General features: G+C 39.2%; 18 protein-coding genes. 16 read left to right on the forward strand and 2 right to left on the reverse strand.

Going from position 1 to position 26742, the window contains the following annotated elements:
- Positions 1–37: 37 nt before the first annotated feature.
- From KYH19_RS01155 to KYH19_RS01210, 12 genes are all read left to right on the forward strand, one after another.
- Positions 38–535, forward strand: coding sequence for a phosphoheptose isomerase (locus KYH19_RS01155; RefSeq protein ID WP_025142534.1), 498 nt, complete (start codon positions 38–40; stop codon positions 533–535).
- Positions 536–676: 141 nt separating this feature from the next.
- A complete protein-coding gene (locus tag KYH19_RS01160; protein WP_219077257.1) occupies positions 677–1405 on the forward strand; it encodes an acyl-CoA desaturase in 729 nt (242 codons plus the stop codon).
- Between the two features lie 803 nt (positions 1406–2208).
- Positions 2209–2544 (forward strand): DUF1475 family protein, encoded by a 336-nt coding sequence (locus KYH19_RS01165; RefSeq protein ID WP_132400221.1) that lies wholly within the window; start codon positions 2209–2211, stop codon positions 2542–2544.
- Between the two features lie 89 nt (positions 2545–2633).
- Positions 2634–3449, forward strand: coding sequence for a DUF1295 domain-containing protein (locus KYH19_RS01170; protein WP_219077258.1), 816 nt, complete (start codon positions 2634–2636; stop codon positions 3447–3449).
- 108 nt (positions 3450–3557) lie between these two features.
- A complete protein-coding gene (locus KYH19_RS01175) occupies positions 3558–4592 on the forward strand; it encodes a cyclopropane-fatty-acyl-phospholipid synthase family protein (protein ID WP_219077259.1) in 1035 nt (344 codons plus the stop codon).
- Between the two features lie 70 nt (positions 4593–4662).
- The gene (locus KYH19_RS01180) at positions 4663–5913 is read left to right on the forward strand and encodes an NAD(P)/FAD-dependent oxidoreductase (RefSeq protein ID WP_219077260.1); all 1251 of its coding nucleotides are present in this window, start codon (positions 4663–4665) and stop codon (positions 5911–5913) included.
- A 184-nt stretch (positions 5914–6097) separates the two neighbouring features.
- The gene (locus KYH19_RS01185) at positions 6098–6910 is read left to right on the forward strand and encodes a DUF1365 domain-containing protein (protein ID WP_219077261.1); all 813 of its coding nucleotides are present in this window, start codon (positions 6098–6100) and stop codon (positions 6908–6910) included.
- A gap of 10 nt (positions 6911–6920) precedes the next feature.
- The gene (locus KYH19_RS01190) at positions 6921–8159 is read left to right on the forward strand and encodes a cyclopropane-fatty-acyl-phospholipid synthase family protein (RefSeq protein ID WP_219077262.1); all 1239 of its coding nucleotides are present in this window, start codon (positions 6921–6923) and stop codon (positions 8157–8159) included.
- 233 nt (positions 8160–8392) lie between these two features.
- Positions 8393–10840: a TonB-dependent receptor domain-containing protein gene (locus KYH19_RS01195; RefSeq protein ID WP_219077263.1), complete on the forward strand. Its 2448-nt coding sequence runs from the start codon at positions 8393–8395 to the stop codon at positions 10838–10840.
- 318 nt (positions 10841–11158) lie between these two features.
- Positions 11159–14290 (forward strand): SusC/RagA family TonB-linked outer membrane protein, encoded by a 3132-nt coding sequence (locus tag KYH19_RS01200; RefSeq protein WP_255562523.1) that lies wholly within the window; start codon positions 11159–11161, stop codon positions 14288–14290.
- Between the two features lie 11 nt (positions 14291–14301).
- A complete protein-coding gene (locus KYH19_RS01205; RefSeq protein WP_219077264.1) occupies positions 14302–15735 on the forward strand; it encodes a SusD/RagB family nutrient-binding outer membrane lipoprotein in 1434 nt (477 codons plus the stop codon).
- 82 nt (positions 15736–15817) lie between these two features.
- Positions 15818–17902 (forward strand): prolyl oligopeptidase family serine peptidase, encoded by a 2085-nt coding sequence (locus KYH19_RS01210; protein WP_219077265.1) that lies wholly within the window; start codon positions 15818–15820, stop codon positions 17900–17902.
- 527 nt (positions 17903–18429) lie between these two features.
- On the opposite strand, the gene KYH19_RS01215 is transcribed toward KYH19_RS01210, so the two are convergent.
- On the reverse strand, positions 18430–20064 hold the full coding sequence (locus KYH19_RS01215; RefSeq protein WP_219077266.1) for an ABC transporter substrate-binding protein: 1635 nt from the start codon (positions 20062–20064) through the stop codon (positions 18430–18432).
- Between the two features lie 46 nt (positions 20065–20110).
- Between KYH19_RS01215 and KYH19_RS01220 the strand changes: the two genes are divergently transcribed.
- Positions 20111–20563, forward strand: coding sequence for a hypothetical protein (locus KYH19_RS01220; protein WP_219077267.1), 453 nt, complete (start codon positions 20111–20113; stop codon positions 20561–20563).
- Between the two features lie 189 nt (positions 20564–20752).
- Here KYH19_RS01220 and KYH19_RS01225 read toward each other — a convergent pair whose 3' ends face one another.
- Complete coding sequence (locus KYH19_RS01225) at positions 20753–22090, reverse strand: sigma-54 dependent transcriptional regulator (RefSeq protein ID WP_219077268.1); 1338 nt, start codon at positions 22088–22090, stop codon at positions 20753–20755.
- Between the two features lie 283 nt (positions 22091–22373).
- Between KYH19_RS01225 and KYH19_RS01230 the strand changes: the two genes are divergently transcribed.
- The 3 genes from KYH19_RS01230 (at position 22374) to KYH19_RS01240 (ending at position 26660) form a co-directional block, all read left to right on the forward strand.
- Positions 22374–22985 carry an N-acetyltransferase gene (locus KYH19_RS01230; protein ID WP_219077269.1) on the forward strand — a complete coding sequence of 204 codons (612 nt, stop codon included), beginning with the start codon at positions 22374–22376 and terminating at the stop codon, positions 22983–22985.
- Positions 22986–22994: 9 nt separating this feature from the next.
- A complete protein-coding gene (locus KYH19_RS01235) occupies positions 22995–24098 on the forward strand; it encodes a M20/M25/M40 family metallo-hydrolase (RefSeq protein ID WP_219077270.1) in 1104 nt (367 codons plus the stop codon).
- Positions 24099–24191: 93 nt separating this feature from the next.
- A complete protein-coding gene (locus KYH19_RS01240) occupies positions 24192–26660 on the forward strand; it encodes a PIG-L family deacetylase (RefSeq protein ID WP_219077271.1) in 2469 nt (822 codons plus the stop codon).
- Positions 26661–26742: the final 82 nt, after the last annotated feature.

A 26742-nucleotide genomic window follows, 5' to 3' on the forward strand; every position in this document is an offset into this window, starting at 1 on the left:
AACCTCAACAATCATTAGAAAAGCTAATATTTTATCAATGACAAACGACAAAAAAGAAATATTCGAAAGCGTAGCGCAACGTTTAAAAATTGAAGGTTTTAATGTAGTAAACCGTGATGAAACCCGTCCTTGGGGTGGTTTCTTTGTAATAGATGAAGCGCAGGCGCAACAATTTGCTGATACTTATTTTGATGGATTAAATGTTGAAGACCTTAAAATTGGCGGTAAATTAAGTCCTAAAATTTTAATCGTTGCACCAAATACACGTCTTTCGTGGCAATATCACCACCGCAGAGCTGAGATTTGGCAAGTGGTTACCGGTACCGTTGGTATTAAAACCAGCCAAACTGACGAAGAAGGTGAAGTGAAAAAATACGCACCAAAAGACCAGATTAAATTACAACAAGGCGAACGCCACCGTTTAATCGGTTTAGAAGACTGGGGTGTTGTTGCAGAAATATGGCAACATACCGATGCTTCAAACCCATCAGATGAAAGCGATATCGTACGTGTTCAAGACGATTTTGGTAGATAATAAATAATAAAATAATAGAATCCTGTTCTATATAGTCGAGCAGGATTCTTTTTGTCTAAACGGATCAGCTAGCGTAGTTTTTGTGCACTTCGAAAACTAAATGCTTTCCAAATACGTTTATATAGTATACACACCCCATACATGATCATCCTTATTTTTTTTCTTTGCCATTGGTTTTTATCCCTGTTTAGCCAAACATTTTTCCTTCACCGTTACTCTTCTCACAAGATGTTTAAAATGGAACTTTTTTGGGAGCGGTTTTTCTATCTGATATTGCTGATTTCGCAAGGTTCATCATTTTTAAATCCCAGGGCTTATGCCATTCTGCACCGGATGCACCATGCCTATAGTGATACGGAGAAAGATCCGCACTCGCCACATTTTTTTAAGGATGTTTTCGGGATGATGATTGCAACGAAGAACATGTATATGAATTATCTGCAATATAAAATACAGCCGGAACCAGCTTTTCAGGGGAATTATCCGGAATGGCCGATTGTGGATAAGATTGGAAATTCATGGGGATGGAGAATCGCATGCGGTTTATTTTATATTGGCTTTTATGTTGCTTTTGCCAACCACTGGTGGCTGTATATCTTATTGCCGATCCACTTTTTAATGGGGCCGCTACATGGAGCAATTGTAAACTGGTGTGGTCATAAATATGGCTATTCTAACCATGATAATGATGATCATAGCAAAAACTCTTTACCCTGGGATTTCTTGCTGATGGGTGAACTTTTTCAGAACAATCATCATAAAAAACCGAACAGTCCTAACTTTGCTACCAAATGGTGGGAATTTGATCCAACCTATCCGGTAATGAAAGTATTGCACTGGATGAAAATCATCAAAATTAGAAAGGTTTAAGGAGTTAAAAGGAAAAAAGACTAAAGACCAAAGCAGAAAGAATTTGAGTTCTCGCGTCGATTTCTCCCGCCATGGTCTGTGTTCCCACAGGCCATCAGTTAATGCTTTTCATTTAGCCTAAATAAACAGGTTTTTGCCACTGAAACACGGAAAACACGGAATATATCCACATTCCTTCATTTCTACCATATTGGAGAAATGCCATTCCATGGTCTGTGTCCCCACAGACCATCATTTAAGCTTTTCATTTAGCCTAAATAAACAGGTTTTTTGCCACTGAAGCACGGAAAACACGGAATATATCCACATTCCTTCTGCACTGTTTTGTGTTAGCTAAACCTGACAGCAGCGAAAATCCTTTTTGTTTGCAGTAACCTTACCTATACTGTCATGCTGAGGCACGAAGCATCTGCAGCCTATGAAACGGATACCTGCATCATAGCATAACAGCACCTCAAAAAGATTGAAGCGAATGGCAGGGCTATCGCAACCGATAAAAACTGGACCCTGCTTTTCAGATAATAACGCATTTGTTTCTCGAAATCCTTTTAATCCACGGATGCAAAAAAAAACATCTTCATTCCATTGTCTGTGTCTGCACAGTTTTTTGCCACGGAAACACGGAAAACACGGAGCATATCCGCGTTCCGTCATTTCGACCGCAGCGGAGAAATCTATTCATTTCAATATTCGCTACGCTTCATCCGATAACTATCAGATCGAAATGACCATGCCCCTGATGAAATCCTTTTTGCCTATCTTACCGTATATACTCCAATCTGTTTTAAAAATTAAACCACCCAATGATCAACTTCCTTAAAATCATTTTCTCTGCATTGTTCGTTTTTATGTGTTATAAAGTAATTAGCACGTCGTTGGAAAGTAACCTGTTCGAGCAGTGGGATTTCCTGGGCGGCATACCCTGGATGCGCGCAACCCTTTGGGATTTTTATGCTAACATCTTCATTATCACGTTGTGGATGTTTTATAAAGAAAAAAGCATTATTCTTAAAATCTCTATAGCCATTTTGTTCGTATGTTTAGGCAGTATAGCAACTTTAGCTTATGTTTTAGTGCATTTATTCAAACTAAAAGATGGCGAAGGTGTTAGAGAACTACTTTTAAGGCGAGAGGTGTAGGGTTTAAGGTGTAGGGGTTCTTACAAGGAGTTTATTTATAACAATGCTGATTTTGGCTTTTGGGCCTTAAACCTTTTACCTTAAACCTTATGCCGCTCCAAACAGGACATCTATTATTCATCGCACTCGTTTCGCTTATTGCATGCTGTTTTATTATGGCTTTGGTTTGGCTTTGGGCAAAGAAAATTAAAAATGCAGGTGTGGTTGATGTTTTCTGGGCACTAAACTTCCCTGTAATTACGATCATTACATTTTTTTTATCAGATGGTTACGATCCCCGGAAAATTTTAATCTGTGGTATGTTTTTACTGGCAGAGTTGCGCCTGGGTATTCACCTGTGGCAACGTGTTATCGGTCATTTAGAGGAAGAAGAGGGTAGATACGAGCAGCTGCGTAAGGAATGGGGCGACAAAGCTGACCGCAATTTCTTCGTGTTTTTTCAGTTCCAGGCCATATCCAATGTAATCCTGGCGATTCCAGTTTTTATCATTACTGCGAATCAATCGCAGGGCATCTCTATTTTAGAGTTTGCAGGTGCGCTGGTTTGGGTAATTGCTTTTTTCGGAGAAATGATTGCCGACAGGCAACTTGCCGCGTTTAAAAAAGACCCCGGCAATAAGGGGAAAGTATGTGATACGGGACTATGGTACTACAGTCGCCACCCCAACTATTTTTTCGAGTGGCTAACCTGGATGGGCTATTTCATTTTTGCATTGGCTTCGCCATGGGGTATTTTGGCCATCATTAGTCCGGCGGTGATTTTGTATTTATTAACCAGGGTTACCGGTGTGCCGAACAACGAAGAGCAAAATCTGAGAAGCAAACCTATAGCCTATAAAAAATACCAGGAAACAACGAGTGCCTTTTTTCCTTGGGGGAAAAAGGATGGAAAAGGGAAAATGTAATACGGATGAGGGCCGCACTATTTGCAAAACCATCAGCCACTTTACATCGTACATTAAGCATTTTCCATAATAAATAATCCATCTTACATTATTCCATTTTACATTTACATGTGGTACGATAAACTTTTAGAAAACGACAAACTTCCTGATACGGCCTTGCGCATCGGCATCAGAAAATTATGCAAGCAGCGCCTGGATGATGAAACGCTTGGCGATGAGGAACTACAGCAGGAAAAATTTATGGACCTGGTTGCTGAACTGAAGCAATCGCCGATTGCGGTAAATACAGCCGATGCCAATGAGCAGCACTATGAACTGCCTACTGAATTTTTTCAGTATTGTTTAGGCAAAAATTTAAAATACAGCAGTGGTTACTGGAAACCGGGCGTTAAAGATATTGATACTTCAGAAGATGATATGCTGGCTTTAACCTGTAAAAGAGCCGATTTACAAAATGGACAGAATGTTTTAGAACTGGGCTGTGGCTGGGGATCGCTCTCATTGTATATGTCGGCTAAATTTCCGGAGAGCACTTTTACGGTGGTTTCGAATTCTGCAACCCAAAAAATCTTTATCGATGAAACTGCAAAACAGCGTGGAATACAGAACTTAACGGTTTTAACTGCCGATATGAATACGTTTACCATTGCCGATACATTTGATAGGGTAGTATCTGTAGAAATGTTTGAGCACATGCGCAACTATAAATTTTTGCTCAACAAGGTTGCTTCTTTTATGAAACCAGATGGGAAGTTATTCGTGCATATATTTACACACAAAACCCTGGCATACAAGTTTGAGGTGATTGACGAAACCGACTGGATGAGTAAATACTTTTTTACAGGAGGGATTATGCCATCTAACCACTTGTTTTTTTACTTTAACGACGACCTCAAAATTGATAAACATTGGGTGGTAAACGGAACCAATTACGGTAAAACTTCTGAAGCGTGGCTAAGCAATATGGATAAGCATAAAAAAGAAATCATGCCTATTTTAGAAACTACTTATGGTAAAGATCAGGCGGTGAAATGGTGGGTATACTGGAGGTTATTTTACATGTCGTGTGCCGAACTGTTCAATTACAATAAAGGAAACGAATGGATGGTATGTCATTATTTGTTTGAAAAAGGTATAAGGTAAAGGGTTTAAGGCGTATGGTTTATCCGTCTCAAATCTCATTTCTCACATCTAATATCTCAAATCTATCACAATGAATAAACTCGCCATTATCGGCTCCGGAATAGCAGGCATGGGTTGTGCCCATAAACTGCAACATAAATACGACATAACCCTTTTCGAAGAAGCTGATTATATCGGTGGTCATACCAATACCATCACACTCGAAGAGGATGGACAACCCATTTACCTGGATAGCGGCTTTATGGTTTTTAATTATCAAACCTATCCAAACCTGACAAAAATGTTCGCTGAGATTGGTGCCCCGGTAATTAAAACCGACATGTCTTTCAGTGTGCAGTTTCTGCCTAAAAATTTAGAATACAGTGGCTCGAGCTTGAACCATCTTTTTGCACAGCGGAAAAACCTGTTTAACATTTCTTATTTAAAAATGTTGATGCAGATTAACCGCTTCAACAAGCAAAGTGTCGAAATTTTGGATAAACCGGAATATCAGGATTATTCGATCGGGCAGTTTTTTAAAGCATTTGGTTATAGTGAGGATATGCTTTGGCAATATTTGATTCCGATGAGTGCTGCTGTTTGGAGTGCCCCAATGGAACAGATTTTGGATTTCCCGGCAGTTACGTTGATCCGTTTCTTTAAAAATCACGGCTTTTTAGGTTTAGATACCCAGCATCAATGGTATACGCTGCAAAATGGCAGTCAGGCTTACCGGGAAAAACTGATAGTACCATTCCGCGACAGAATCAAAATCAACAACAAAATTGTTTCGGTAAAGCGATTAGAAAACGGGAAAGTTGAAGTGGAAAATCAGAAAGGCGAGAAATTCGAATTCGATAAAGTGATTATGGCCAGTCATGCGGACCAGACTTTCGAAATCGTAAAAAATAAAACAGCGCTCGAAACCGAACTCCTTTCTAAATTTAAATACCAGCTAAACAAAGCCATTGTACATACCGATGAAAAGCAGATGCCCAAAGCTAAACTGGCCTGGAGCAGCTGGAACTACCGTGTAGAAAAACAGGGCGATAAATTATTGCCCAGCACCATTTACTGGATGAATAATTTGCAGGGTGTTTCTAAAAAGCAGAACTACTTTGTATCCATTAACCCAACAGGAACATTAAATCCTGAAAAGATCATTAAAGAAATCGATTACCATCACCCTTTATTTGATGTTCCAGCCATGCAGGCTCAGGAGCAATTGCACAGGCTAAACGAAACCGGCCCGATATACTATTGCGGAAGTTATTTTAAATATGGTTTTCATGAAGATGGTTATAAAAGCGCAGTGGACCTGTGTAGGGGGATGTTAGTTTAGTTAGTTCATTACCAGTAAGATAAATATTGGTTTGATTAGGGGTTTAATTCAGTTTGTCATCCTGAATGCAATGAAGGATCTTTTCTAATGAAGATATCTTTAATTAAAAGATTCTTCGCTGCGCTCAGAATGACAGGATGCTCAGAATGAAAATCAATCATAAATTTCGTAAATTGTAATATTAATGCAAATCAACTCATCCATCTATACCGCAAAAGTCATGCACCACCGCCTGGCACCCAAAAAACATTCTTTTTGGTACAGCGTGTATATGTTTTATATCGATCTGGACGAGCTGGAAATGCTTGCGCAAAAGCTCCGTTGGTTTAGCCTTAATAAATTTAATCTTTTTTCTTTTCGCGATGCCGAACATCTTCAGTTGCCAAAAGAAAATCCTGATCAAACCAAAAATACACGTCAGCATGTAGAAGATTATTTAAAAGAGCATGGCGTTGATGGGAGCAGGCTTAAAATAAAACTCCTTACCAACCTCAATGTGCTGGGTTACAATTTTAATCCCGTTTCTTTTTATTACTGCTTTGATGAGGAAGAAAATCCGGTATGTTGTGTGGCCGAAATCAGCAATACCTACCGCGAAATGAAGCTTTTTTTCTTCGGAAAAGACGAATTGCATGGCGATACCTTTAAAAAAATCACCACTAAATATTTTTATGTTTCACCGTTTATCGATCACGATGATTCTTTCGATTTTAGCTTAAAAGTACCAGCTGATGCGCTCGATATTAAAATTAACGACTTGGATAAGAATGGTAAGTTGTTTTTTATCAGTACATTAATGGGTAAGAAAAAGCCATTAACCAATGCCGCTTTGCTGCGATATTTTTTTTCTATGCCCTTAATACCTTTACAGGTAATGGGCATGATCCACTGGCAGGCGCTTAAACTTTGGATAAAAAAAATACCTTTTCATCCAAAAGCTGAAAACCCTGAATTGCAACGCAACGTATATAAACCTTATAAACCACAAATAAAATAGATTCAAAATTATGAATACGCTTACCGCTGCCAGAACATCAAGGGGTTTTTTCGAAAGAGTAGTGCTTAATGCACTTTCTAAAATGACATTAGGCAAATTGGAACTTGCATTGCCAGGTGGCGAAACAATGGTTTTTGGAAGCGGTGAACATAAAATTGAAGCACATATACAGGTTAACCACCCCGATTTCTTTAAATCTATTGCACTTTATGGCGATATTGGTTTCGGCGAAGGCTATACCTCGGGCCTTTGGGATACCAAAAACATTAGCAACGTAATTAAATGGATAATTCTGAATATTGAAAATGCCCCTTCAGTTACCGGGAGCAAGGTAAACTCCATAGCGCTGAATATTTTTAAGTGGGTAAACAAGGTTTATCACGTGCGCAGGGCAAATACTTTGGCCGGATCGCAGAAAAATATTTCAGAACATTACGATCTGAACAACGATTTCTTTGCGACTTTTCTGGATAAAACCATGACTTATTCAAGCGGTTATTTTAACCCTGAAGATTTAAGTTTGGAAGAATCGCAATATGCCAAATACGATCGCCTGGCCAGGCAGTTAAAAATAAAAACCACCGACCATGTATTGGAAATTGGAAGTGGTTGGGGCGGTAATGCGATTTTTTTAGCCAAAAATTATGGCTGTAAAGTTACTTCGGTTACCATTTCTAAAGAACAGCAAAAATTGGCGATGGAGCGTGTTCATGCAGAAGGACTGGTAGATCAGGTTTCGGTCATTATTCAGGATTACCGCAAAATTGAAGGTACTTTTGATAAAATCGTATCTATTGAAATGCTAGAGGCCGTGGGTCACCAATATTTAGAAACCTATTTCGAAAAATGCCAGAAGTTATTAAAACCGGATGGGATTTTTGCCTTTCAGGTCATTACTGCTCCCGATTGTAGATATGATAAATTAAGAAACGGTGTAGATTGGATTCAGAAGCACATTTTTCCAGGCTCGCTTTTACCTTCGGTAGCCGCAATAAACAAAGCAATAAATGAAACCGGCGATTTAACCATGGTGGATTTGAAAGATATGGGTTTAGATTATGCCCGTACACTTCATTTATGGTTTATCGCATTCAATAAAAACCTGAATAAAGTAAAAGCCCTCGGCTTTGATGAAACCTTTATCCGCAAGTGGAATTATTACCTTAACTATTGCGAAGCAGCTTTTGCCATGCGGAATATTAATGTGATGCAAATGGTTTATTCAAGACCAAATAATATTTCGAGGTAAAACGTGTAATGTAAAGATGAGATGGGTAAAATTTCCATTATCCATTTTCAATAGTTAACCGATTTAAACAATTAACCAGTGAACTATTTTTATTATTTGTCATCTATAATTCCTTTCACCGGTAAAAGTATAGTGTTTGCCGAATAATTAATGGAGTTGGTGTAAAAAGTATAGCGTATTATTGTAACAAAATGCAATTTGCGCAGACTAATTAATAAAGACCTACTCTTAAAATGAAAAAACTTTTACTATTAACCTTTACCCTGGGAATATTTTTTAATGCACATGCCCAGTTTCCCACTGGAGGATTTGGAGGAGGGGCGAAAAAATCTGCCGTTACCGGACGTATTACTGCAACCATACTAGATTCATTAACTAAAAAACCAATTGATTACGCAACGGTTTCTTTAATTAATGTAAAAGACAACAAATCTGTAAATGGTGGCGTAACCGACGAAAAAGGAAAACTAAGTTTACAGAACGTTTCTCCTGATTCATACAAATTGATGATCGGTTTTATGGGCTACAAAACAAAATCTGTTTTGGTTAGTACCACACCATCAAAACCCGATAATAATATGGGTACAATTTATATTTCATCAAGCGAAAATACACTGGCCGATGTTCAGGTTCAGGGAACTAAAGCCATTATCGAAAATAAAATCGACAGAATGGTGTATAACGCTGAGGCTGATGGAACAAATGCTGGCGGCGATGCTACTGATGTAATGCGTAAAGTACCAATGCTTTCAGTTGACCCTACAGGAAATATTCAACTTCGTGGCGGTGCTGTTCGTGTTTTAATTAATGGCAAACCTTCAGGAACAATGGCCAGTAGTGTTGCTGATGCATTAAAAATGATTCCGGCAGAGCAAATTAAAACAGTTGAAGTAATTACCAGCCCTTCTGCAAAATATGATGCTGAAGGCTCAGGAGGTATTATTAACATCATCACCAAAAAATCGAATGCTCAGGGTGTGAGCGGTTCAGTTAATGCTGCAGCAGGAACTCGCCAGAATAATGGTTCTTTTAATTTAACAGCAAAAACAGGCCGACTAAGTGTGAATACAAGTTTGGGTACAAATTTAGCTTATGCTCAAAAATCACAAACTGAATTTATCACCAATACAACTTACCTGGATGGTACAACAAATAATATTTCGCAAAGTGGATTTTCTAAATGGAGCCGTAACGGATATAATGGTAGTGTAGGTTTGGATTACGATTTTAATGCTTATAACAATATTAGTACGACCGCAAAGTTTAATAGTTTTTCTAACGGAGGTCCAAGTGAAACAAATTATTTAATCAATAATGTGGCAGCATCTAATGTTGGAGATATGGATATGACTTTCAGAAACTTAGACTGGAATGTAGATTACCGTAAAACCAGTAAAAAAGAAGGAGAGGAATTCTCTGTATCTGCACAATTATCAAATGGCAGAACACCTACAAGTTTCAGTAATTTACTTACTTCGGCTGCATTCCCATCTGGTTTGCAAACAGTAAGTAATAATAACGGTAAAAATAATGAGTATACCTTTCAAACAGATTATACTTACCCGTTCAGCAAAAAAACAACTTTAGAAGTTGGTGCAAAAGCAATTTTACGCGATATACAAAGTCAGTTTGATAACACTGCTCAAGATTTTGAATATAACCAAAATGTGGGTGCAGCTTATGGTGTAATCAGTTTTGATTTAACTAAAAAGTTAAAATTTAAAGGTGGAGTTAGAGCTGAATATACCCGGATAGATTTTAATACGCAAAGTAGTGGTATTCAGAAAAATGATTATTTGAACTTATTTCCAAGTGCAATTATTTCGCAAAATTTAAAAGGTGGAGCTACAATAAAACTAAGCTACAACCGTCGCGTACAAAGACCTTCGCAATCTTATTTAAATCCTTTCCGTAACGAAAGCGACCAGTTTAATATTATGCAAGGTAATCCACAATTAAACCCTGAGCTGAGTGATAATTTAGAGTTAGGATATAATACTTTTATTAAAGGGTCGATAATTAATGCCTCAATTTTTTACCGTCGCACAGTTGGCGTAATTGAGAATTCGATTTCACCAATTACCGAAAATGGTGTAAACAAGACATTAACTTCTTACATAAATGTTGGTACTGCTCCCGTTTATGGATTTAATGTTTTTGCATCGTACAATCTTAAACCAAAATGGACTTTAATGACCAATTTTTCGGGAAACACCTATTCTGTAACTAATAACGAAACCAATGTTAATACGGGTACTTTCTTTAACTTCAACTGGTTCGTACGCTCAGCATATGGGTTTGGCAAAGGTTATAACTTTGAGTTGTTTAATGTAATAACTTCTAAAAGACGTACCTATCAAGGTGTTACAGACCCATTTTATATCTATGGTGGCTCATTCAAAAAAGAAATACTTAAGAAAAAAGGAAGTATTGGATTAGGGGTTTTAAATCCTTTTACAAAAGACCTTCACATCAAAACTGTTAATAATGCTGTTAATCAAAGAGGCACAATTTATCAAAGTCAAAACATTTATTACCCATTGCGTAACTACACAGTAAACTTTAGTTACACTTTTGGTAAACTTAAATTCACAGAGAAGAAAAAAATCAAAAACGACGATGTGAAGCAAGATCAGCAACAAGGACAAGGAAGTGGAATGGGCGGTGGCGTTCAGCAGTAAAAATCCAATCTGATTATATAATATAAGTCTTTCCGGTAATTCGGGAAGACTTTTTTGCTTTAAGGGTAGTCGCTATTCGTATATAGTGTGAATTGTACAATAAGTAGGGTTGTGGTTTTTTGTTTTTGTTGTTTGGCTAATTTTTTTGAGTGTTTTGCGTTTTTAATCTCGAATTTTTGCCTGTTTTTGCAGGTAAAGGCTTTTTGTATCAAAAATTGTACGGAATTTAGCTCGGTTGATCGTGTTTTGTGCGTGTTTGTGTTTGTAAAAACCATATATTGCAATAACTAACAAATCCTTAACCTAAATAATTGAGATATGAGAAAAATCTTTACCTCACTTTTTTTTCTGTGCATTTTACTGACAGGCCTATCTACAATGGCGCAGGTAAAAACCATAACAGGAAAAATAACCGCTGTTGATGATGGAGGTCCATTACCCGGAGCAAGCGTAAAAATCAAGGGCAGTACAACCGGTACTTCTACCGATTCCAATGGGAGCTTTACCATTCAGGTACCCTCAACTAATGCTGTACTGGTCATCAGCCTTATTGGGTATAAAACACAGGAAATTACGGTTGGCAGTAAAACCACAGTTAATGTAGGGCTGGCTTCTGATGCGCAGGATCTACAGGAAGTAAATATTTCAACTGCATTAGGAATTACCCGACAGGCTAAATCTTTAGGTTATGCTGCACAATCTGTAAAATCTGAAGACCTGAATTATAATCACCAGCCTAACTTGCTCAATGCATTACAGGGTAAAATTGCAGGTGCTACAATTTCAAGCACAGGTGGTGGTCCCGGCCAGGGAGCAAGTATCCGGATCAGGGGAGTTAACTCAATTGATCCTAACATTTCCGGCGATCCTTTATATGTTATAGATGGGGTGCAGATTGATAACTCTACCTCTACTGTTGGGGCTAATCCCGATGGAACCGCTTATGGTTCGAGAGGGGTAACCAATAGGGCTTCAGATATTAATCCGGAGGATATTGAAACCATCAATATTTTAAAAGGAGGTGCCGCTACCGCGCTTTATGGATTAAGAGGTGCAAATGGCGTTGTGGTAATTACTACTAAAAGAGGCAAGCAGAATGGGGTAAGCGTTAATTTCAACAGTAGTTATGGTTTTGATGAAGTATTGAAATCGCCGGATGTACAAACAGAATATACCCAGGGCGTGCTGGGTGCTTATACAAACCCTCCAGGCGGAATTGGACCTGGATGGGGGCCAACCATTGCCGAAGCGAAACTGATCGATCCGACCCACCCTGATCAATTGTTCAATAACTACGACCGCGCTTTTGGTACAGGTCAGCAGGTTAAAAATTCAATTTCGGTTGCCGGAGGAAGTGAAGCAATTAAATTTTTCTCTTCTGTTTCGCAGTTGTATCAAAAAGGGATGATGCCAAATACCGATAATAAAAACTTCTCAGGACGTTTGAACACAGACTTTACCATCAGTCCAAAATTTAAGGCCGCTGTAAATATGAATTTCACCAATTCTGGCGGGTATACTTACAGTGCAGACCGTTTTGGCGAAAGTTTGGCTTATTGGTCGCCGCGTTATGATGTAGCAGATTATCAGAATGCAGATGGTTCGCAAAAATACTTCGGTACCAATAATCCAATCTGGGGTACAGCAAACAACAGGTTTAAAGGCGATGTTAACCGGTTTATTGGTGGGGCAAGCCTGAGTTACGATCCTGCCAAATGGCTTAATTTTTCTTACCGTTTAGGTATAGATACCTATAATGATAACCGTGTGCGCACTGCCCGCGGACCAATGTATGCAACTGAAGCCATGTATGATAATGCCCAGGGCTTTTATGGTGAATACAATACCAAGTTTAGAACCATTAACAGCACTGTCGTTGCCACACTTACTTCTAAACTAACGGATGATATTACAGGAACTTTAAGGCTTGGGCAAGAGCTTTACGACCGTAAATCGAAAGAGGTCGGTACTTTAGGCAGTATTCTTGGTGTGTACGATTTCTTTAATTTAGCAAATGCGGGTGTACTTACACCAACGCAGACCCTGAAACAAAAAAGACTGATCGGTTATTTCGGAGAAGCGACTTTTGATTACAAAAATTATCTTTTCCTAACCGTAACCGGAAGAAATGACATCACTTCTACGCTACCAAAAGCGAGCAGATCGTTTTTCTATCCTTCAGCAAGTTTAAGTTATGTATTTTCCGATCAGTTTAAGTTACCTGCAGTCATTAATCAGGCCAAGTTGCGTTTATCTTATGCAAGGATAGGAAAGGATGCATCCGAGTATTCTACATTTACCGGATATTCGCCTTATACCCAGTTGCCAACTGGAACAGGTGGTTTAACCATTGCGCCAAATCTTGGTAATCCCGGTCTTCGTCCTGAGTTCACCAATACCTATGAGGCTGGTTTAGAGATGTCGTTCTTTAAAAATCGTTTAGGTTTCGATTTTACATACTATTATTCATTAAGCAAAGATCAGATCATCCAAACGCAGGTTTCTTCGGCAGTAGGTTATGTAACCAAATCAATCAATGCCGGCGATATCAGGAACAGGGGAGTTGAGCTGGTATTAAATGGTAAACCAATTGTATCAAAAGATTTCAGGTGGGATGTAAATGTTAATTTTTCGGCCAACAGAAACATGGTATTGAGTATGCCTAATGGCATATCGGAAATTGTTTACGGTACCGCTAGAGGTTATGGCAATGCCGGAGTAACGATGAAACTGATCCAGGGGCAGCCTTATGGCAATATTTATGGCAGTTATTTTAACCGTTATTATGGAAGTACCCCAGAAGATCCGATTGTACTGGATAAAAATCTTCCGTTACTGATTGGAGCAAATGGATTCCCGAGCATTTCAGGGGGCAAGCAAAAATTACTGGGTAATTCGCAGCCAAACTATATCGTCGGTATGGGCAATACTTTCAAATACAAAAATTTCAGTTTAAATGTATTGTTTGATGCACGTTTAGGATTTGAGAAATACAACTGGTTAGAAGATTTTTATTCGGCCTTCGGATTGCCTGATTATACTGCTGACAGAAGGTCGTATAAGGTATTTGATGGTGTATTAGCCAATGGAACACCAAACACCAAACCGGTATGGCTGGGACAGAATACCGTAGATGGTGTTAATTATGGAGAAGGTTATTACCGTATCTACTACCGGAACGTTTCTGAGCCGTTTGTAAGCGATGCCTCATGGGTACGTTTACGTTCTGCAAGTTTAACGTATAATTTACCGGAGAACTGGTTGCCGGCTAAATCAATCAAAAATGCTTCACTGTCCGTTACCGGAAATAATTTATGGTTGTGGACGAAATATTATGGTGTAGATCCGGAGTCGAGTTCTTTCGATTCGGGTAGTAATAATGATGGCTCTGCCGGATTTACCTATCCATCTGCCCGTACAATTATGTTTACTCTTAATGTTGGTTTTTAAATAAAATTACGATGCAAAAAATTATAAAATATACATGGTGCGCAGCTCTAATTGCAACACTAGGTTTGCAGAGTTGTAAAGACGATTATTTAGATAAATTGTCAGATAATCCGAATCAGGTTCCTGTGCCGACACTCAATGCATTGTTGGCTACATCAACTTACAAAATCGGAAATAACAATTTCCTTATCGGAAGTATTGTTGCTCCTTATGTACAATATACTGCCAGTCCTTCAGCTAACGCCGCTGGTGATACCTATCAGGCCATTGATTTTAGCACTACCTGGGATGCACTTTATTTTGCCATGGCCGATGCTAATGAAATGAAAAAACTGGCAGTTACTCAAGGCTCAAGCGAATATAAAGGTGTGGCCGATGTGATTATTGCCTATAACCTTACCCTGGTAAATGATTTATGGGGAGATGCTCCGTTTTCGCAAGCTTTCGATATCAACAACCTTAAGCCAAAGTACGACAAACAGCAGGAGGTATATAACCAGGCCATCGTACTATTGGATGAAGCCATTGCTGAACTTGCCAAAACCAATGCAACAGTTAAACTGGCCCCTACAAGCGATTTAATTTATGGAAAAACTCCTGCCACCGAAAGGGCAAACTGGTTAAAAATGGCTTATGCTTTAAAAGCCAGATTATTGAACAAAATTAGTAAAACCAGTTCTTATAATCCCACAGCAGTATTGGCAGCGCTGAGTAATTCCTTTACCACAAATGCAGATGATGCCGGTATGGCTACTTTTAAAGAGCGTAATCCATGGGCCAATGTGGCACTATCCAATTCGCAACAATCGCTGGGTGGGTGGCTTTCTGAGCAATTTATTGATGCCTTAAACGGTACAACTTTTACCGTTTTTGACCCACGCATCGAAAAAATTACCGATAAAACCGTTAATAATACTTACATCGGAACCGTAAATGGAGCAGGTAACCGATTGCCTGGTGCGAACACCACGAAAGATGAATGTTATATATCGAGTAACTCTCCATGGACCAGCAACACATCACCAATACTTATTGTTACCTATGCCGAGCTAAAATTTATCGAAGCTGAAGCTTATTTCGATACCGATAAAACGAAAGCGTACGCAGCTTATCTGGCTGGTATTGGTGCTAATATGGATAAATTAACGGTTTCGACTACTGCAAGAGATGCCTATCTGGCCGATCCGGTAGTTAATGTTGGTGCTGCGGCCTTAACAAAAGACTTGATTTTTAAAGAAAAATATATCGCAACCTATTTAAATCCTGAAGCCTGGAACGATGCGCGCAGATATGATTATAAATATAAAGATTTTACGCTTCCCGTAAATGCTGCATTAACCGATTTTATCCGCCGTTTGGATTATCCACAGGGAGAAAGAAGCAAGAATGGATCCAATGTTCCTGCAGATGTGGAAAGAACAACCAAACTGTGGTGGGATCAGTAACATTCTTATAAAAAACAATAATCAGAGTCCTAACTGCACATCGGTTAGGGCTTTTTTTAATTTATCTGCTCAATATTAAGTAATGAAAAAATCGCTGCTTATCCTGCTCCTGCAAATATCTGCCGCTAAAATTTCTGCGCAAAACTTTACACTGAAATCAGTTTTAAGTTATCCTTTTCCTACACAATTGGTAGCCTCGCCTGTTGGCGCTAAAATAACCTGGGCCGCAAACGAACAGGGAAAAAGAAATATTTATACTGCTGAAGCGCCTGATTACAAAGCAATAAAAAATACCAGTTATCATGATGATGACGGGCAGGAATTAACCAGTTTATCTGTTTCTGCAAATGGCAAATGGATTGTATTTGTACGTGGCGGCGATCATGGTGGCAGAGATGGCGGACCGGTTAACGCAAATTCATCTCCAATTGCACCAAAAATACAAGTGTTTGCTGTGCCTTTTGGCGGTGGAAAAGTTATTGCAATAGGTGAAGGAGATAACCCTGTTATTTCACCAAACAGCGAACAGGTGTTGTTTAGTAAAGCAGGTCAGGTGGTGGTTGCCCCGATTGATGGATCGTTTTCCGCAAAAAACTTGTTTTACGCAAAAGGCGTCAACACAGGTTATAAATGGTCGCCAGATGGAAAGAAGATTGTGTTTGTTTCTAACAGGGCAGATCATTCTTTTATAGGTATTTATACCGATCAGCAAACCGCGATACAGTGGTTATTACCATCTTTTTCTAAAGATAGCGCACCAGTTTGGTCACCAGATGGCCATGCGATTGCTTTTATCCGCACAGCGGGAACGGGTATTGAAACGGATTCGATTTTAACGCGAAAACATCAACCCTGGGCTATCTGGACGGTTAACGTAAATACCGGAGAAGGAAAACAGATTTGGAAAGCTCCCGAAACAATCAGGGGTTCTTATCCTTCGATTGATGGCGGTACGAATTTGCAATGGGCCGACGGTAAAATAATATTCACTTCATATGAAGATGGTTGGCCACACTTGTATTCCGTTAATCCAGATGGATCAGGCCGTTTATTGCTTACCCCGGGTAATTTCGCGGTTGAAAATGTTAAACTGAACAATGATAAAAAAACATTGGTTTTTGCAGCAAACACAGGTAAAGAAGCCGATGATTTAGACAGGAGGCATATTTACAAAGTATCCGTAAATAAGGCAAACATGGAGGCATTGAGTTTTGGCAAAGGTATTGAAGCCTATCCGGTAATTTCGGGAGATAACCGTACTTTTTTCTGTCTAAGTTCTACAGCAGAACGCCCGCTTTTACCTGCTGTCTTAAATGATAAAAAGTCAGTTAAACTCATCGGCGAATCACTTATCCCTAACAATTTCCCCATCAAAGAAATGGTAATTCCAAAGCACGTAAATTTCAAGGCAGCTGATGGCAATACAGTATACGGACAATTGTTTTCTCCTAAAAAAGCAGCTAAAAACAAGCCAGCAATCGTATATGTTCATGGTGGTCCTCAACGGCAAATGCTTTTGGGCTGGAACCCGATGGATTATTACTCCATTGATTATGCGTTAAACCAGTACCTGGTGAATATGGGTTTTACGGTTTTATCTGTAAATTATCGTTTGGGTATTGGTTATGGTTTTGATTTTCATAAGCCATTACATGCCGGGGCACAGGGAGCAGCAGAATATCAGGATATTAAGGCAGCAGGGGAATGGTTAGCAAATCAGAAAAACATCAATAAAAATAAAATTGGCATTTATGGAGGCTCGTATGGTGGCTACTTAACTGCACTGGCGCTTGGAAAAGATTCTAAGTTGTTTGCAGCAGGCGTAGATATCCATGGCGTAAATTATAGGTTTAGCAATCCGGGAACCGAAGGAAAGGAGCCTGCCCCGGATGCTGCACTAGTCGCAAGTATTGCCAAATTATCATCTCCGGTGAGTTACATTAACACCTGGACATCACCAACATTGATTATCCATGCCGATGACGACCGCAATGTTGCTTTTAATCAGAGTGTAGATCTGGCCAAAAGGTTAGAGGATAAAAAAATGGTATTCGAATTTTTGGTTATTCCGGATGATACCCACCACTGGATGAAGTTTTCTAACGGTTTTAAGGTGAGTGAGGCCACTGCCGATTTTCTTAAAAGGAAGTTAATGGAGAATAAGTAAATATTGTTTTAGTAAAGCAAAACAAAAGCACATTGTCATTCTGAGGGATAGTTTACTGTATAAAACCAATATAAGTGCCAGAGGAATTTAAAAGAGTTGAATCAATTAGAAGTATCGTCATTTCGACCGCAGTGGAGAAATCTTTAAATTTAATTTTAAAACCTGAGTTCGATTAATGTTTAAAAATTAATGTACTTTATTAGGACGAATTGGCTAGCCGTTTCGTTATACTGATCCGATAGTTATCGGATTTATTTCAGCATCTTTCCTGTTAAACCGCCTTGCTATAAAGACCCTGAAACAAGTTCAGGGTGACGACCGTTCATGCAAGGGCCAAATAACCTAATTAAGCATATTATTAATCGAACTCAGGTTAAAAGATCTCTCCATTTCGCTGCGCTTCGTCCGAGATGACGATCTTTCTATAAGGATCAGTCAATGGTTTTTTATTAAAGGACAATATTTATTGAAGACTGTTAAAGGTCTTCGACAGGCTCAGACTGACAACGTTTAAGTTGACGATTCTTCTATTTCTTTTTAATTCTTTTTAAAATCATCAGGCTTAACGGATTGAAGGAATACCCGCTAATATTGTTTTGCAGCATCACTACAGATTGGTCGTAGAAAAGCGGAACAACAGGAGCATAATCCATTACGATCTGATCCATTTTACGGTACAGCTCAAACCTTTTTTCATTATCGGCTTCGTAATAGCTTTTTTCGAACAGCTGATCGAACTCTTTGTTGTAAAAAGCGGTATAGTTTGGTCCATAGGGGACTTTGTTTTTTGAGTAGAACATGGAAAGGAAATTCTCTCCATCGCCATAATCGGCCAGCCAGGAACCACGGAAAAAGTTTACACTGTTTTTCGACATTAAATCCCTGAGGCTGGCACTTGGGCTTACATCAATTTTAACTTTAATACCTACTGCAGTAAGCTGCCCCTGAATAAATTCGATCAGATCTTTATAAGTTGTAGTGGTGTTTAAGGTGACTTCTCCCATGCCTTTTCCTTCTGGGAAACCAGCTTCCGCTAAAAGTTTGGCAGCAAGTTTTGGGTTATAGGCATATCCCCTAACAGCCAGGCTATCAAAACCAGGCATACCTTTAGGGATAAAACCAGATGTAGCGGCGACACCAATCCCGTTTCTCAGGTATTTAATCAATCGGTCACGGTCTATAGCATAATTGATGGCCTGTCTGATTTTTTTTAAGCGCAACGGCGAATTCTTCACAATTGAAAGACTGGTATCAACCAAAATACCAACATACTCGGTACACAGATACGGACTTTTGGTTAATGTAAATTTTCCTTTGTATTTCGAGGTCATCTTTCCGCTTTTGGTCAGGATATCATCGCGGTAACTGCCATCTACATTATAGTAAAAATCCAGGTCCTTTTTCAGGAAACTCATAAATCCACTTTGTTTATCGGTAATAAAGCTGGCTTTCAACGCATCAAGATAGGGTAATGCCTTTCCTTTTTCATCTTTTTCAAAATAATGTTCGTTTTTTAAAAGCACCAATATTTCTCCTTCCTTCCAGTATTTAAATCTGAAAGGGCCGGTACCAACGGGATGACTCCTGAAATCTTTACCATAATGTTCTACAATTTCTTTAGGTACAACAGAGCAATATTGGGTGGTGAGCAAACTCATAAAGGGTGGGAAAGGGCGTACCAGTTTAATCTGGAAAGTAGAATCGTTCAGCGCAATAAAATTGCTTTTATCTTTTACCTTATCGCTAAAAATCCACCCACCCGACGAGGCCACTTTTGGATCAATTAACCTGTAAAAACTGTATGCAAAATCGCTTGCAATTACTTTTCGGCCTTTTCCATTTTTAAAAATAGGATCGTCATGAAAGTAAACATCATTCCGCAGGTTAAAAGTATAGGTAAGTGCATCTTCTGAAACCTGCCAGCTTTTGGCTATGCAGGGAAGGGTTTGCAAGGATGAATCGATCTGTACCAAACCATTAAAAATCTGGTTAGTCATCCAGATGGCATTCTGGTTGCGTGCAAAAGCCGGATCAATAGAGGTTAAACCCTGATCGAGGTTGATGTTGAATACTTTTTTGTCATGATGATCAGCATTCTCCTTACATGAAAAGAATAAGATTACACAAAAAAACCAAAATATATACTTAAATGAGCCTCTCATGCGATCAGGAATGTTATTTTTGCACAAATTAATAAATTTAATGCAGATGTCTTTTTTAAACGATTTATTTATTGGCCTCGATGAAGCTAAACAGGAAGAATTGCAGGAACGTTTAGATTTAGTGGAACACAAGATTAAATTTATGGATAAAATGCCTGTAGCCTGTATAGATACCGGTAATTATCCAGACTATCTGTTGTCAGAAGAAATTGCATTAGCAGGAGGCATGTTGGAAACCGATATTTTAAGTGCCGTTTTTATTATTTATTATCAGCCAGGCAAAACGCTTACCGATTTAATGCGGGAAGTACCTTCGGTATTGGATGCCGATTGGCCAGCCGTAAAAAACAACCGGATCATTCTGTTAAACGATGATGTAGAACGCGAGAGAAATGCCGAAAATGCCGTTTCCCTGATAGAAGATATTGCTGAAATGTTGCATCCAGGTTCCTTTATTTTTGGCCATGAAGGCGATAGGTGGATCAGGTTTGGCGCTTAGGATGTGAGATCTGAGACGTTAGATCTGAGATTTGAGACGAAAATTGCAACTTACACCATTCCAACTTTAAGCCTTTCAACACTTATCGGCTAAATATAGTATCTATTAGATCAGAATATCTGACCGTACAAGTATTGCCTGGCCAGGTTTATGCATCTAAAACCTTCCGCCCCCTCAACCTTCCATCCTTCAAACCTCCCTTATCTGATATTCCTCTATTTTTCGGTAAAGTGTAGTTAAACCGATTCCCAATAACCTTGAAGTTTCAGTTTTGTTTCCTTTAGTATGGATAAGGACCTTTTGAATGTGCTGTTTTTCTATTTGTTGCAGGTTATAATCATTTTCTATTGGTGTAAACTCAAAGAATTCAGGTGGGAGAGCTGCAGTACTTAACATATCGCCATCTGATAAAATAACCAAACGCTCGATTACGTTTTTTAACTCACGAATATTTCCTTTCCAACTGTGTCCGCTCAATATGGATAAGATTTTATCATCCATTTTTGGTGCTGATCGATTTACCTTATTGGCAAATTCTTTCAGGTAATATGTGGCCAGTGCAGGGATGTCGGCTTTACGCTCACGTAGTGGAGGCAGGGTGATGGTGAAAACTGAAAGCCGGTAATAGAGATCAGACCGGAATTTTCCTGATAGTGCGTCTGCTTTTAAATCTTTATTGGTAGCTGCTAAAATCCGAACATTTACCTGTTGTGTTTGGGTATCGCCTACTTTAATAAAAGTCTGACTTTCCAGAACACGCAACAATTTTGCCTGTAAATCGAGGTTCATCTCACCGATTTCATCCAGCAGCAAAGTACCACCATTCGCTTCTTCCAACAATCCTTTTTTGTCTTTATTGGCACCTGTGAAAGCCCCGGCTTTATATCCGAATAATTCGCTTTCCAATAAATCCGGACTAAAACCGCTGCAATTTAAGGCAACAAATGGTTTTGCGGCCCTTGGGCTTTCGTAATGGATAGATTGTGCAAAAACTTCTTTTCCTGTTCCGGTTTCACCAAGCAATAAAACTGTCGTATCGGTTGTACTTACTTTTTTTGCTAGATCAATGGCTTCCTTTAACGTTTTTGATTGACCGATAATCGTATCAAAGCTATGTTTCCTGGTGATTTTGTTTTCGAGATCGGAAACCCTTCGCTGGAGATTTGATTTATCCATCGCTTTATATAAAAGTGGAATAATTTTCTCGTTATCGTCGCCTTTTACCAGATAGTCAAATGCTCCATTTTTAATCGCCAGAACGCCATCGGCAATGGTACCATAAGCAGTAAGGTTAATAATCTCTACGTAGGGTTTTATGGCTTTGATATCTTTAACCAGCGCAACACCATTTACATCTGGAAGCTTTACATCACTGATGACAATACTAACATCATTACTTTTTAAAAGCTTTAGTCCTTCTTTTCCAGTATTGGCCTGTAAGGTTTTAAAACCTTCGAGCTCTATAATCCTGGAAAGTAAACTGCAAATTTTCTTTTCATCATCAATGATGAGGACCATCCCATTCATAGGTTAATTTTATGCTGCAATATTAACAATAAATATACCGAATAATTAACAATTGTGTTAATTGAACTCTTTGGTCTTAGTTCGGAAGTCAACCAATCAAAGCTGAGAAAAAGAATAACTTTTCAATATGGTAAAAAGCTTTTCAAAATGGTAGGATTTTGCTCATGCTTACCGAAATGTGATCTGTTTGTTTAAATTTTTGCATTGATAATCAGTGTTTTAATTTTCTTTACTCCGCCTGGGTATCGCTTTTGATGATTGGCAGATATGAAATTTTATTAAAATGAACAATTCAATAATTTTTGTCAGGGTGGCAACCAGCGCAGATGCAAAATATGCAGATGAAATTGTAGCAGAAACACAAAACTCAGCATTGTTAAGAGGTTCTGGGATTGCGAAAAGAACGCCGGCTTGCGTTGTCGAAAAAATTAATGCCGGGAAAGCCGTTATCGCAGTAACTGCTGGTGGCGAATGGGTTGGTTTTTCTTATTTTGAAAGCTGGCAAAAAAATACTTTCATCTCCAACTCAGGATTAATTGTTGCTCCTAAATTCAGAAACTCAGGGGTTGCCAAAAGTATTAAAAACCGGATTTTCAGCCTCTCCCGTCGTTTGTATCCAGAAGCCAAAATATTCAGTATTACTTCTGGCGCAGCAATTATGAAAATGAATAGTCAACTGGGATTCGAGCCTGTAACCTTCGCACAGATTACGCAGGATACTACCTTCTGGGAAGGTTGCAAAAGCTGTGTGAACTATGCTATCCTCGAAAGCAAAAATAGAAGTAACTGTTTATGCACAGCCATGCTGTTCAGCCCCGAATATATAGATCAGATTATCGCAAGTGCCGAAAATACCCTGCAATTGAAACAAAACCACAGCCTTAAAAGCATTTAATATACCGTTATGAACACTGTAGAAAAACAACTGATCAGTCGTCCTGATTTAAACCAATTGTACAACGAAGCGATAGAACTTTTGTCTGCTTTAATCGCCATACCGTCTTTTAGTGGTTCAGAGCAGGGTACTGCCAATGAAATAGAAGCTTATCTGGCTAAACATGGCATTAATACCATCCGCAAAAACAATAATGTATGGTGTTACAGTAAGTATTTCGACCATGCAAAACCGACTATTCTGCTCAATTCGCACCATGATACGGTAAAGCCGAATGAGCAATATACATTAAATCCTTTCCAGGCCACTATCTACGACGAAAAAATACATGGCTTAGGCAGTAACGATGCGGGCGCTTCGCTGGTATCGCTTATTTCCACCTTTATTTATTTTTATGAATCGACTGATCTTGGTTTTAATTTATGTTTGGCGGCCACCGGAGAAGAAGAGAATTCTGGTTTAAACGGCATCAGGAGTATTTTGGATGACCTCAAACCCATTTCTTTTGCCATAGTTGGCGAGCCAACAGGTATGCAAATGGCTATTGCCGAAAAAGGCTCGATGGTAATTGATTGTGTAGCCAAAGGTCGATCAGGACATGCTGCAAGAGATGAAGGTGACAACGCTATTTACAAAGCCATCAGGGATATCGATTGGTTTTCGCATTTTCAGTTTCCGATTGAAGACCATTTGCCTGCTCCGGTAAAAATGACTGTTACAGAAATACACGCAGGTTTGCAGCATAATATTATACCTGGCGAATGCCATTTTACGGTCGATATCCGTTTCGATCATAACTATACTCCACGGGAGATCCTGAATGTCATCATCAACCATACCTTGTGCAGTTTTAACGTCCGTCCTAATGTGCTCAGTCCTTCCAACATCGATGTGTTACATCCGCTGGTAGTGGCAGGACTAAAGCTAGGCAGAAAAACCTATGTTTCCCCTACCAGTTCGGATCAGGGCTGGCTGACGATGCCTTCTGTAAAAATGGGGCCTGGAGAATCGGCCAGATCGCATACTGCAGATGAGTTTGTCCTGATTGAAGAAATTGAAGAAGGAATAAGCCTTTACATCCGTCTGCTCGAATCTGTTTTTAAAGGATTGTAAATCGGAGAAACGCCATTTTTTGTACCTTTTTCGTTTCGGAGGCACTAAAGTAAAAGCTTTTTGAGCATATTTGAATTTCGCAAAACAAATAATATGTTCAAAAGATTAACTGCCATATTCACACTATGTTTACCGGTAATGTTCTGTGCGGCGCAACAAGTTCGCCCGGCAAAATCTTCAGAGATTTATAGAGAACTCAAAACCTTAAAACACCTGCCTAAGGTTTTATATTTAGCGGCCCATCCCGATGATGAAAATACAGGTTTACTTTCGTGGTTAATTAACGATCAAAATGTAGAGACAGCTTATTTATCCCTTACCAGGGGAGATGGCGGGCAAAACCTTTTGGGTACCGAACAAGGTGCGGCATTGGGCCTGATCAGAACACACGAACTTTTGGAAGCCCGTAGATTAGATGGTGCGCAACAATTTTTCACCAGGGCAATTGATTTTGGCTTTTCTAAGAATACCAATGATACTTTTAAACAGTGGGATGCCGATAGCATTACTGCAGATGTGGTTTGGGTGATCAGAAAATTCAGACCCGATGTGATTATCTGCCGTTTCCCGCCAACTGCTGCTGCGGGGCACGGACAACACGCAGCTTCTGCAGTTGTTGCCGAAAAAGCATTTAAGGCTGCTGCCGATAAAAATATGTTTCCCAATCAGCTGAAGTATGTTTCGGTTTGGCAGCCAAAAAGATTGTTATGGAATACCTTTAGGTTTGGTTCAGTTAATACCACAGCAGAAAATCAATTAAAGGCAACTGTTGGACAGTATGATGCCCAGTTGGGTATGGGCTATGGCGAGTTGGCGGGTTTAAGCCGAAGTCTGCATAAAAGCCAGGGAGCCGGAACACAATCGGTGGCCGGTGTACGTTCTGAATATTTTACCAATGTTTTGGGCGATCCAGCCAAGAGAACTCTTTTTGATGGCTTAAACATGAACTGGTCAGATAAAGGCATAGCCGATATTGATGAACTGATTGATATTATTTTGTTATCTTTTAATTACAACCAGCCTGATAAAAGCCTGCATGGGCTGTTGATGCTCAGAAATAAAATTGCAGAATTACAGGATGTAGCATTGAGAAAAGATAAACTTGCCGCTATCGATCACATCATTTTAAGCAGTGCAGGTTTTATGGGCGAGGTGGTCACAAACCAGCCTGAAGCTATAGCAGGCAATGGATATAATTTCCGTTTAAATTTAATTTCGAGATCAGCCACTCCGGTAACGTTAGAACGTGTAAACTGGTTAAACCAAACGGATAACCTGAACAGGAGTCTATCTAACGATTCGCTGATCACCATTGAACGTAAAATTCAGATTCCAGTCGATGCAGCACTTACCGAACCTTATTGGTTGGCAAAACCAGCAAAAGACGCTGCGACTTTCAGTGTTGCCAACGATACCTTAATCGGATTGCCAGAAATGCAATCGCCTATCAATGTGTTATTGTCACTAAAGATTGAAAATGAAAAATTGGAGATCAAACTGCCCTTATCTTATAAAAAATTAGATCCTGTTAAAGGTGATGTGGTAGAAGCCCTGAGGATCATTCCACCACTTGATTTGAGTTTTGCCGAGCCTGTTTATTTTGCTAAAGAAAAAGAAGCGTTAAGTGTTACACTCCGTTTAAAAGCAAACAAAAATATCAACTACGGTAAGGTGAGTTTCAAGATTGGCAACCAGATTGTGAAAACATTCCAGGGGATCAATTTGCCAGAAAATACCATCACCACCAAAGATTTTCTGATCCCGGTTGAGGATCTGGCCAAAATAAAAACAAGTCAGAATAAGCTTGAAGCGGTTTTCTCTTCAGAAGCGAATGAATATTCAAAAGGACAGGTATTAATTCAGTATCCGCATTTGCCAACCCTACAGTATTTTGTTCCGGCAACAACCTGGTTAATTAAGGGCGATGTAAAGATACTGGCAAAAAAAGTTGGATATATTGAAGGGGCAGGAGACCTGATTCCCGAGTTTTTAAGACAGGCGGGTTTACAGGTTGATGTACTGACAGAAGCGGATATCCTAAGCCCTGCAAAACTGGCTACTTACGATGCTGTGGTAACAGGTGTAAGGGTGATCAATACCGAAAAAAGAATTAAAAACTGGCAAACTGCTTTGCGTAGTTATGTAGAAAATGGCGGAACCATTGTAATGCAGTACAATACCACACAGGACATGGCCTTACAGGATTTCGGGATTTATCCATTCTCGATTAGTGGCAAAAGGGTCACCGAAGAAAATGCAGAGGTTAAATTCCTGAATCCTAGCCATAAACTCTTAAATTATCCGAATAAAATCACTGCCGAGGATTTTAAAGGCTGGGTGCAGGAGCGTGGAGCTTATTTCCCTGATCAATGGGATGCCAAATACGAACCGCTTTTCGAAATGAACGATACCGGTGAAGAACCGCTTCAAGGATCTACCTTGTATGCAAAATATGGCAAGGGAAATTTCATTTATACGCCTCTGGCATTTTTCAGGCAATTGCCCGCCGGAAATGTTGGCGCAGCCAGGTTGTTCTTTAATTTTTTATCGGCCGGGAAGTGATGAAAAATCAACTTAAAAACTGGAATACCTGGTATATCCTTTTGGCACTTGCGCTGGTATTTCAGATTGTATTTTATTACCT

The organism is Pedobacter sp. D749, from assembly GCF_019317285.1.
Taxonomy (GTDB): Bacteria; Bacteroidota; Bacteroidia; order Sphingobacteriales; family Sphingobacteriaceae; genus Pedobacter.

Excerpts from the sequence above, each read along its gene's own strand:
- KYH19_RS01195 (WP_219077263.1), top strand. The coding sequence starts at position 8,393 with ATGAAAAAACTTTTACTATTAACCTTTACCCTGGGAATATTTTTTAAT.
- KYH19_RS01165 (WP_132400221.1), top strand. The coding sequence starts at position 2,209 with ATGATCAACTTCCTTAAAATCATTTTCTCTGCATTGTTCGTTTTTATG.
- KYH19_RS01220 (WP_219077267.1), top strand. The coding sequence starts at position 20,111 with ATGTCTTTTTTAAACGATTTATTTATTGGCCTCGATGAAGCTAAACAG.
- KYH19_RS01180 (WP_219077260.1), top strand. The coding sequence starts at position 4,663 with ATGAATAAACTCGCCATTATCGGCTCCGGAATAGCAGGCATGGGTTGT.
- KYH19_RS01215 (WP_219077266.1), bottom strand. The coding sequence starts at position 20,064 with ATGAGAGGCTCATTTAAGTATATATTTTGGTTTTTTTGTGTAATCTTA.
- KYH19_RS01160 (WP_219077257.1), top strand. The coding sequence starts at position 677 with ATGATCATCCTTATTTTTTTTCTTTGCCATTGGTTTTTATCCCTGTTT.
- KYH19_RS01235 (WP_219077270.1), top strand. The coding sequence starts at position 22,995 with ATGAACACTGTAGAAAAACAACTGATCAGTCGTCCTGATTTAAACCAA.
- KYH19_RS01175 (WP_219077259.1), top strand. The coding sequence starts at position 3,558 with ATGTGGTACGATAAACTTTTAGAAAACGACAAACTTCCTGATACGGCC.
- KYH19_RS01190 (WP_219077262.1), top strand. The coding sequence starts at position 6,921 with ATGAATACGCTTACCGCTGCCAGAACATCAAGGGGTTTTTTCGAAAGA.
- KYH19_RS01155 (WP_025142534.1), top strand. The coding sequence starts at position 38 with ATGACAAACGACAAAAAAGAAATATTCGAAAGCGTAGCGCAACGTTTA.
- KYH19_RS01210 (WP_219077265.1), top strand. The coding sequence starts at position 15,818 with ATGAAAAAATCGCTGCTTATCCTGCTCCTGCAAATATCTGCCGCTAAA.
- KYH19_RS01205 (WP_219077264.1), top strand. The coding sequence starts at position 14,302 with ATGCAAAAAATTATAAAATATACATGGTGCGCAGCTCTAATTGCAACA.
- KYH19_RS01185 (WP_219077261.1), top strand. The coding sequence starts at position 6,098 with ATGCAAATCAACTCATCCATCTATACCGCAAAAGTCATGCACCACCGC.
- KYH19_RS01240 (WP_219077271.1), top strand. The coding sequence starts at position 24,192 with ATGTTCAAAAGATTAACTGCCATATTCACACTATGTTTACCGGTAATG.
- KYH19_RS01230 (WP_219077269.1), top strand. The coding sequence starts at position 22,374 with ATGAACAATTCAATAATTTTTGTCAGGGTGGCAACCAGCGCAGATGCA.
- KYH19_RS01170 (WP_219077258.1), top strand. The coding sequence starts at position 2,634 with ATGCCGCTCCAAACAGGACATCTATTATTCATCGCACTCGTTTCGCTT.
- KYH19_RS01200 (WP_255562523.1), top strand. The coding sequence starts at position 11,159 with ATGAGAAAAATCTTTACCTCACTTTTTTTTCTGTGCATTTTACTGACA.
- KYH19_RS01225 (WP_219077268.1), bottom strand. The coding sequence starts at position 22,090 with ATGAATGGGATGGTCCTCATCATTGATGATGAAAAGAAAATTTGCAGT.